This is a genomic window from Zoogloea oleivorans (assembly GCF_008107625.1).
GTDB classification, from domain to species: domain Bacteria; phylum Pseudomonadota; class Gammaproteobacteria; order Burkholderiales; family Rhodocyclaceae; genus Zoogloea; species Zoogloea oleivorans.
In genome coordinates, this window is sequence record NZ_SDKK01000021.1 from 76,167 (window position 1) to 85,501 (window position 9,335).

Here is a 9,335-nt window from a genome sequence, read left to right on the forward strand (position 1 = left end):
ACGGGTGCAAGTTCCTTTTGCCGCAAGCAGAATCCGTGAAATTTTTCGCATTCGCAAAAAATGCACTTCGCGTTCGGCATTAAGCAATGACACTAAACCGTGACCTGCCTGCGCCGAACGATGAGATCGGCGGCAGGGACTCTCAAGGCTTTGCATCCACGCTCTCTGCATCCTATGTCGTGCAGTGTGCCGACCCCGACAGCCACGGCCACGCAGTACGGCTGTTGATCGAACGCCGCTACGCATGGCGCGGGCTGCATACCGGCGATGCGCATCACCAGCAATTGCGCCCGGACTGCATCACCCTGGTGGCATCCTGCGCAGACGAAATCTTCGGTACCGTAACCCTGCGCCTTGATGGCGACGAAGGGCTGCTGGCCGATACCCTTTACCGGGACGAACTCGCCTTTCTGCGCCGCCCCGATGCCCGCCTGTGCGAAATCACCAAACTGGCCGTGGACACTCACCACAATACCAAGGAAGTACTCGGCGCCCTCTTCCACCTCATCTACATCCACGGCCGGCTGATCCACGGCATGACTTCTGTGGTCATCGAAGTCCACCCGCGCCATGCCGGCTTCTATCGCCGAATGCTCGGCTTCACCACAATTGGTGAACAGAAGGCCTGCCCGCGGGTGAATGACGCCCCCGCCGTACTGCTGCACCTGGATCTGCGCCATGTGGATGAGCAGATCGCCCTTCTGGGTGGCCTGGGCTCCTGCCGGGCCCGTTCCCTCTACGCCTACTTTCTGTCCCGCGAAGAGCAGGACGAGATCCTGCGCGAGCTCTGCGGCAGCCACTGAGTGTCGGATCCGGCATCTTTGCCGGGCACGGCCGCCGCACGGGGCCGGCAAGTCGGGTAAAGTTGCGCCTTCGTTTTCAGCATCCCCGGAAAGTACTCCATGGCTCAATACGTCATGTCCATGCTGCGCGTCAGCAAGGTCGTCCCCCCCAAGCGGCAGATCATCAAGGACATCTCCCTGTCCTTCTTCCCCGGCGCCAAGATCGGCCTGCTCGGCCTCAACGGCTCAGGCAAGTCCACGGTCCTGCGGATCATGGCCGGCGTCGACAAGGAATACGACGGCGAAGTCCAGTGGCAGCCCAACATGTCCATCGGCTATCTGCCCCAGGAGCCCCAGCTGGACGCCAACAAGACCGTCCGCGAGGAAGTCGAATCCGGTCTCGGCGAAGTCATGGAAGCCAAGCAGAAGCTTGAAGAGGTGTACGCCGCCTACGCCGAACCCGATGCCGACTTCGACAAGCTGGCCGAGCTGCAGGCCAAGTACGAGAACATCATTTCCACCAGCGGTGCCGACGTGGAAACCCAGCTGGAAATCGCCGCCGATGCCCTGCGCCTGCCGCCCTGGGATGCCAAGATCGGCCCCCTGTCCGGCGGTGAAAAGCGCCGTGTGGCGCTGTGCAAGCTACTCCTGTCGCGCCCCGACATGCTGCTCCTCGACGAACCCACCAACCACCTTGACGCGGAATCCGTCGAGTGGCTGGAACAGTTCCTGGTGCGCTTTCCGGGTACCGTGGTGGCCGTCACCCATGATCGCTACTTCCTCAACAACGCCGCCGAATGGATTCTTGAACTCGACCGCGGCCACGGCATCCCCTGGAAGGGCAACTACTCCAGCTGGCTCGAGCAAAAAGAAGCCCGCCTGGAGCAGGAGTCCAAGCAGGAAGGCGCCCGCATGAAGGCCATGAAGCAGGAACTCGAATGGGTCCGCTCCAACCCCAAGGCCCGCCAGGCCAAGAGCAAGGCCCGCCTGTCGCGCTATGAGGAAATGTCCAGCGTCGAATACCAGAAGCGCAACGAAACCCAGGAAATCTTCATTCCCATCGGCGAGCGCCTCGGCGACAAGGTCATCGAGTTCACCGACGTATCCAAGGGTTTTGGCGACAAGCTGCTGATGGACAAGGTTAACTTCAGCATTCCGGCGGGCGCCATTGTCGGCATCATCGGCCCCAACGGCGCCGGTAAATCGACGCTGTTCAAGATGATCACCGGCCAGGACAAGCCGGACACGGGCGATGTAGTGATCGGACCCACGGTCAAGATCGCCTACGTGGACCAGTCCCGCGACTGCCTCGACGGCACCAAGACAGTGTTCGACGAGCTGGCCGGCGGCGCCGACATCCTGACCATCGGCAAGTATGAAATGCCCAGCCGGGCCTACATCGGCCGCTTCAACTTCAAGGGCGGCGACCAGCAAAAGCTCGTCGGCAATCTGTCCGGCGGCGAGCGCGGCCGGCTGCATCTGGCCAAGACCCTGATGGACGGCGGCAATGTGCTGCTGCTTGACGAACCGTCAAACGACCTGGATGTGGAAACCCTCCGCGCCCTCGAAGATGCGCTGCTGGAATTCGCCGGCTGTGCGCTGATCATCTCCCACGATCGCTGGTTCCTCGACCGCATCTGTACCCATATCCTGGCTGCGGAAGGCGATTCCCAATGGACCTTCTTCGCGGGTAACTATCAAGAGTACGAGGACGACAAGAAAAAACGTCTGGGTGAAGAAGGCGCCAAGCCGAAGCGCATCCGCTACCGGCCGATTGCCCGCTGAAACAGCAGGTTTGACCCGTCCTAACCCAGGTTGACACCTGTTGTGACGGATAAGCAGGCCTAACGGTTGGCCTGCAAAGACGCCCGATGAACTTCATCGGGCGTCTTCAATTGTAGCGAGCAATGCGGTCGCTCCGTGTTGTAGATGGCGATCGACTGACGAACCATGTGCCGGGCCTGATTCAGATCGTCGGGCAGTTGGAGCAGAAACTCGTGCTTGAGAATGCCATTGACCCGTTCCGCCAAGGCATTCTGATAGCAGTCGTAGCCGTCGGTCATCGAACAGATCAGTCCGTGTTTCTGGTGAATGGCCTGGTACTCATGGGCGCAGTATTGGATGCCGCGATCGGAATGATGAACCAGCGGCTGCTGTCCCTGGCGCCCCTTGAGGGCCATCTTCAAGGCCTGGCTGACCTCGGCTGTGTGCAGGCTGTCATGGACGTGGTAACCGACGATCTTGCGGGAGTAGGCATCGGTGACCAGGCTCAGGTAGGCGCAGCGCTCCCGGGTCGGCAGATAGGTGATGTCGGCGACCCAGACCTGCTCGCTGGCTTCGGCCTGAACCTGTTCCGGCCCCGCCTTAAGTAAATTCGGGTGGCGCCGGAAACGATGGTGACTGTCCGTCGTCTTGTGATACGCCCGCCGGGGCCGGACCAGCAGACGATTCCCGCGCAAGAGATCGAACAAGGCATCACGCCCGATGCCCAGGCCTTCGGCCATCAGCGCCGGGCGAATCAGGTGGTGCAGCTTGCGCGTGCCTAAGCGGGGCTGGCGCAAGCGCTTCTCCTTCACCAGGCCCACAATCCGTTCGTGCCGGGCTTCGTCGCACGCCCGACGGCGCTGCCATTGGTAGTGCGCCTGCCGGCTGATGCCCATGTAGCGGCAAGCCCTCGACACCTTCAGCCCTTCGACGGACTTTTGCGCGAGGACTTGCCCACAGGCTTTTTTACGACGTGCACCCCATAGTCCGTCTTCAGCACCTCGATCACCGCTTCAAAGAACCGGGATTTCTCCCGGGCCTCCTTGAGCTGGACTTCCAGTTCCTTGATCCGCTGCTCGGGCGTGAGCGTCGGGCTGTTCGGGCTTGGGTTCGGCTTACTCATGCGGCCGTAGTGTGCCATCGGCCCCCAGTTCTGGCGACCGTGCTTGCGTAGCCAGACCAGCACCGTTGATCGACCCTGGATGCCGTACCGGTCCTGCGCCTGCTTGTAGGTCAGTTCGCCTTTTTCCACTTGCTCGACCACCGCCAGTTTAAAAGCCAGCGTGTAGTCCTTCTGCGTCCTCTTGATCCCTGAGTCCATCTGACTTCCCCTCTCTTGACAGAAAAGGTGTCAACTTCTTTCAGGACGGGTCAGTTGGAATAAAAAAGCCCCCGGTAAAAACCGGGGGCTTTTTCAAATCGGAAGCAGGCTTACGGCAGGGCGACGATATAGGTCGCGCCTACGTAGGTCACATTCTGATTGGGCTTGAGATAAACCGAGGTGTTGTCGGAATACGCGAAGGGTGTTCCACCGTAACCCCAGGTCCACTCGTTCATCTTGGTGTGTTGATGGATCAGGTCAAGGCGCACGGCAGAATTCTTCTGTAGCGCGTACTTGCCGAACATCTTGACCGTGAATTGCCGGAAGGTAACGTCCGGCAAACCACCCGATGTGGCCAGAAGGGTTTTGTTGGCCGCCGAAGCGGAGGCATCCAGACCCTGGTTGTACTCGTTCTTGTCGTCGGTGAGCGTCAAGTCGGCACCGATATCAAGACGACTGGTGGGCTTGCCCTTCACACCGATCCCGTAGGTGTCGCTCAGGTTGCGCAGAGCGGCCATGTAGCCGGTGGAGTGATCCACGTGCATGGTCTGATCCCCACGTGACCAGTAACCCGTGAGCTTCCACGCATCCGAGAGAATGTAGGCCAGGTCCATGCCGTAGAACGCCATGTGGCTGCTGTTGAGCCCTTTGGTCGTCGGCGCGGAGAACTTGTCTTCACCCCATTCGATCATGAACTGTACGGACAGCTGTTCAGTGGCAGCCCAGTCGGCTGAGGCCTTCAACTTGTCCCGCTGGCGATCGACCATGGACATCGGGAAAATCGCCGTGCGGCTGTAAATGGCGGAGTTGGATGTTTCGGTGACACCAAGTTCCGAGTTGGGCTTGAGCCAGCCGGAACCGCTGCGGTTGCTGCTCTGGTAGCCGACCGCCCCCGTGAGGGTTTCACTCATGGAACGGCGCAGTTCCATGCGGTAGCCGCTTTCCTCGGTCTTCTGGCGCAGGCCGCTCAAACCCGCGACCGAATTGGTCGGGACGAAGGAGCTGCGATCCAGCGACTCGTAATCGGCACCAAGGGTGGCACGGTAGCCCGCGGGCAACTGGTAGGTCGCTTCAAGCTTGCCGTTCAGGCGCTTCGGCGAGTAGTTGCCGTTGGTGAAAATCTTCGTGCCTTCGATGTTGTAGTAGGCGATCGGCGTCTTGTCGTTACGGTCTTCATAACGAACATTGGCCAGCAGCGACAACTTGGGCATCGGTCGCGAAGTCAGCCCGAACTGGTACAGACTGGTGTCGATGGATCCACCGAGGTTGGTCCGCCCGTTGGGCGCATTGCCAAAACTCGAATAGTTGTCCGTCTGCGAGGCGTGGGAATAGGCGTACTTGAAGTTCGCCCGGGTCGTCGGCGTGAAGGCGTAGTTGCCGGACAGGAAAACCTGGTGAGCCTGATTGTCCGGCGGCAAGGCGATGGGAAGCTGCAGGATGCTCCGCAAACCTGAAGACAGGCCTGCTCCCCCCATGGGTGCGCCCAGGGGGTTGTTGAGGTTGCCGTCCACGGTCGCCGACATCGAGGTGTACTCGTTGTTGTAGAACGAACCGTAGTAGCCCCCCGACAGCAGCAACTTGTCATTTGAATAGTTGAGGCGGGCATCGAACTGCTTGGTGGTCGAGTTGATTGGCTCGGGAAGCATCAACAGCGCCCACTGGTTGATGCCTGTGGCTGCAGTCGTGCAGGTAGGCGCCGGCGCAGCCCCCGAGGGGCAGTTGAAACCATTGCCAAACAGACGGGCGCCGTTCTTGTCCTCGTTCTTGAAACTGGCTTCAAACTGCAGCGACTTGCTCAGCCACTTCTCAACCGAAACGGTGACGTTCTTGCGCTTGAGATTCAGGTTCAGCTCGTCACCGGAGCCCACAGTCGCCAGCCGTGAGACCAGCGGACTCGTGGAACCAGCGCCGATCAGGCTGGTGTTGATGGTGCGCGGATCGTGGCGGACCATCTCGTTATATTCCAGCGAGTACTTCCAGTCCCCCTGCTTCTGCTGCCCAAACTGCACTTCTCGCGTATCCAGCCCCAGATCACGGCCCTGAAGGGTCGTCCAGGTGCCGGTGGCATCGTCGCGCTTGATGTAGTCCAGGTCGAGCAGCAGATAGGTATCGTTGCGACGCAGACCGTTGTACTGGCCAAAGAAGCTGCGCTCGCTGCTGGAACCGCTAAGACCGGCAACACCTACGGCAACGGAACTGTCGGGACGGGTCAGCGCAGCGATGTCTTCATCTTCTGCATGGGCTTGGCCAAATGCAGCAAACAGGGCCAGCGCAAGGAGCTTGAGGCTGAAACCCGGGAGTGCTTTCGAGGTTCTCATGATGGTTCTCCCACTACTCTCAACGCAGGTTGAACTGCGGAGTCGGATTGGTTGCGCTCGGATTGTTGCTGCCGTGCACCTGGGTGTGGCAGTTCATGCAGCCCCGCGCCTGGGTGTAGTTGATGCCCGACTTGCCGCTCGATGTAGCGGTCGGTACGGTCGGCAACTGGCCTTGCAACTGTCCAAGCTGACCGCCATGAGGCGTGTGGCACTGGTGGCACAGGAAAGGCGCACGCACCTTCAGGAGGCTTTCGGCAACCGTGCCGTGGGGGTTGTGGCAGTTGCCGCAATCCTCGTTGACCGGCTCATGGCTATGCACGAAGGGGCCGCGCTTTTCCATGTGGCAGGTGTAGCAGGTCTCGACCACGCTATCGCGCTTGACCAGCTTCGGACCGACAGAGCCGTGGGCGTTGTGGCAGTCCGAGCAGGCAACCTTTCCTTCCAGCACCGGATGGTGGGAGGGCTTGCTGACCTGGGCGCGCTGCTCCTTGTGGCAGGTGAAGCACACTTCGGGCTGGGTGCGCTTGTCAGCGACCTTGTCCTTGGCGGTATGCAACTGGTGGCAGGACGTGCACGCCACATCGGCACGCTGGTGGGCACTGCCTTCCCAGTGGGAACGCTTGGAATCCTTGCGGTGACAAGAGATACAGGACTCGTTGCGGGCCTCTACCGGAGTAGTGGTCCCCTTACTGAAGTTGCGGTCGGTGGCTGGACGCGCCTTCAGCTTTTCGGGATTGTTCGTGTGCTTGTCACTTTCACCGTGACAGTTGGTACAGCTGGGAGTACGACCATCGGCCACGGTGCCGTGCTTGGTCTTGCCGATGTGCAGCAGCCTGGGTTCATCTGCTTCGTCGTGACAGGTGGTGCACTTGGCATCCCCCTTCAGGACCAGATCCTTGGCGGGCGGCTTGGCGCCGGCGGTTGCAGGGGCATCGGCTGCCAGAGCAGCGGAAGTGCCGGCAAGGGCCCCGAGCAACGCGCACGAGGCGAACAACTGTCGCAAGAATTTCATTTTTTTCTCCCTGATACTGCTTTCGGTATTGAGGGCGACCGGCAAGACGGCCCCCCTCTTCGACCTGTTTACTTGCCGAGTGAAAGAATCCAGTCCGTCAGATTCTTGATCGCGACCTTGTCCTTGGTCTTGATGACTTTGTGTTCCTCTTCCTTGCCGTCCTCGAACTTGACCTTTTCGCCCGAAGTAAGGTGGTGCAACAATTTGGCTTCGGCATCTGCCTTGCCCTTCAAGGACTTCGAGATTTCGGTGAGCGACTTGGCTTCCTTCTTTTTGTCCACCGCGTGGCACTTGAGGCAACCTTCCTTCTTGGCGAGGGCCTGAGCCTCGTCGGCGTCGAAGGCAAAGGCCTGCGTGGACATCAGCAGACCTGCAGCACACAGGCCGGACATCATTGCAGTCATAACTTTGGCATTCATATCAACTCTCCTTGAGGTCGTTTTTTCGATTTTGGGGGACGTAAATCAGTGCTCGTACCAACCGGTAAACATCATCTTGAACAAGCTGGAAACTTTCGGACCCATGGTGCCCAGGTAGATGTGGCTCACCATGAACAGCAGGATCACAGCCGCGCCGAGGTAATGGACCAGGGCGACAGGCAGCAGGCCGTCGAGGCCGAACAAACGGTCCGGAGCGAACTGGGGATACAGGAAGACCAGCCCGGTGAGGATCACGACCGGCATCACCAGATACATGATCGACCAGTAGGTGACGGCCTGCAGAGCGTTGAAGTTGACTTCCGGGGTGGGCGGGAAAGGTTCGGCCTCACCCTTGAAGATGCCCACGCCGTAGAACTGCATCTGCTTCAGGCAGCGCCCGATGATGCCGGGGGGCTTGGGTACGTATTGCCACCAGTTGCCGGTCAGGATGTTGCCGGTCACGAACACCGCGTACAGCACCGCAAGGCAGACACCGGCCACGTTGTGAACGCGCGCTGCCAGCGAGAACTCCACCAGAGGCAGGCTGGGATCGGCAAAGTGCAGGCTGATCCCGGTGATCGACAGCACGACGATCGCCAGGGCGTTGCTCCAGTGCCACAGGCGTATCCACAGGGGCAACATGAAAATGCGCTTAGTCATGGTTCTTGCTCCTGCGCAGACGAGTCGTAATGATGCGGACGAGGCCGTGACCGATCACGCCAACGACAGTGGCGACGAACAGGACGATGAGGATGAGGTCGAGGGACGGGTTGCGGGTTGCCCCCACCACGTAGGAATTGCTCAGGATCACGCTGTTGATGAAGCCGTACTTGTTCTGCTCTTCAGTTTGCAGGTGACGGTAAAGACGGGCATTCAGCGAACTGTTGGCGGTGTGGCAACTCGCGCACTTTTTTTCGGCCTTGTCCTTGTTCTGGATCTCGTGGGAGAGAGAAAGCTTGTCTTCAGTCGGTGTGTGGCATTCCACACAGCGCACGGCCTTCCAGTGCAGGCGGGTGTTGGGCAGCCAGTCGTGAATGTCGTCGATGGGCGGACGCTTTTTCTTGTCCGGCGCCATCTTGGCGAAGGCGATGTCGGAGTCGTGACAATCCAGGCAGATCTTGTTGTCCTGGGCGACGATCTTGTGCGGGTCACGCAGCTTTGTCGCGACGGCCATCACGTGGGGGTCGTGGCAAGTGGCGCAGGTAAAAGTGTCACTGAGGTTCTCGGCATGCACCGACTTGTCGAACTGGCGTTCGATGCGCATGGCCTTGCGAGCGTGGCAATCCTGGCATTCGCTGATGCCTTCCCTCGCCTTCGCCGCGTGGGGATGTTCGTCGTAGCCGTCGCCATGACACTTGCTACAGGCCATCTGGCCGTGGTCGGATGCCGTAAAGGTATCCAGATGAACCAGATGTTCGCGCAGCTTCTTGAGATCCATTCCTTCCTTGGGCGGTGCCTTCAGCCCTGCTTCGGAGTGGCATTTCAGGCATTCACCATTGGCGGCCCGAATTTTCACCAGCGCTTCGGGGGATGGGGGTGGATCGTCGGCAAAGACAGGCGCGGCGACCACGAAGGCCAGCAGCGCCAAAATCCCGCCAAAACGTTTTTTTATTTTCCCGAACACGTGAATTCCTCGAATTTAACAACTGGAGAAATTATCGGCTCCCAACTTTTCACTAGAAGATTTTGATACGGTGAATCGTAAGCGTCCAGCCAAGT

Annotated in this window: 8 protein-coding genes; 2 read left to right on the plus strand and 6 right to left on the minus strand. The window is 59.7% G+C overall.

Translation table 11 applies throughout. The annotated features are described in order from the left end of the window. Positions 1-86: 86 nt before the first annotated feature. A complete protein-coding gene (locus tag ETQ85_RS19440) occupies positions 87-803 on the plus strand; it encodes an N-acyl amino acid synthase FeeM domain-containing protein (protein WP_148580743.1) in 717 nt (238 codons plus the stop codon). Between the two features lie 99 nt (positions 804-902). Next, positions 903-2,567, plus strand: coding sequence for an energy-dependent translational throttle protein EttA (ettA, locus tag ETQ85_RS19445; protein WP_148580744.1), 1,665 nt, complete (start codon positions 903-905; stop codon positions 2,565-2,567). A gap of 59 nt (positions 2,568-2,626) precedes the next feature. On the opposite strand, the gene ETQ85_RS19450 is transcribed toward ettA, so the two are convergent. The 6 genes from ETQ85_RS19450 to ETQ85_RS19475 all read right to left on the minus strand — a co-directional run bounded on the left by ETQ85_RS19450 (position 2,627) and on the right by ETQ85_RS19475 (position 9,240). Then, positions 2,627-3,867, minus strand: a protein-coding gene (locus tag ETQ85_RS19450) for an IS3 family transposase (protein WP_148577793.1) whose coding sequence is annotated in 2 segments (ribosomal slippage) — positions 2,627-3,514 and positions 3,517-3,867 — 1,239 coding nt in all. Because the reading frame shifts where the segments join, the coding sequence is not laid out codon by codon here. Between the two features lie 110 nt (positions 3,868-3,977). After that, positions 3,978-6,185, minus strand: a complete 2,208-nt coding sequence (locus ETQ85_RS19455; RefSeq protein WP_148580745.1) for an MtrB/PioB family decaheme-associated outer membrane protein — start codon at positions 6,183-6,185, stop codon at positions 3,978-3,980. A 19-nt stretch (positions 6,186-6,204) separates the two neighbouring features. Continuing rightward, positions 6,205-7,197, minus strand: coding sequence for a DmsE family decaheme c-type cytochrome (locus tag ETQ85_RS19460; RefSeq protein ID WP_187394784.1), 993 nt, complete (start codon positions 7,195-7,197; stop codon positions 6,205-6,207). Between the two features lie 68 nt (positions 7,198-7,265). Continuing rightward, positions 7,266-7,616 (minus strand): c-type cytochrome, encoded by a 351-nt coding sequence (locus tag ETQ85_RS19465; protein WP_148580746.1) that lies wholly within the window; start codon positions 7,614-7,616, stop codon positions 7,266-7,268. A 45-nt stretch (positions 7,617-7,661) separates the two neighbouring features. After that, on the minus strand, positions 7,662-8,276 hold the full coding sequence (locus ETQ85_RS19470) for a cytochrome b/b6 domain-containing protein (protein WP_148580747.1): 615 nt from the start codon (positions 8,274-8,276) through the stop codon (positions 7,662-7,664). Further along, a complete protein-coding gene (locus ETQ85_RS19475; protein WP_148580748.1) occupies positions 8,269-9,240 on the minus strand; it encodes a cytochrome c3 family protein in 972 nt (323 codons plus the stop codon). The genes ETQ85_RS19470 and ETQ85_RS19475 overlap by 8 nt, the downstream gene beginning before the upstream one ends. Positions 9,241-9,335: the final 95 nt, after the last annotated feature.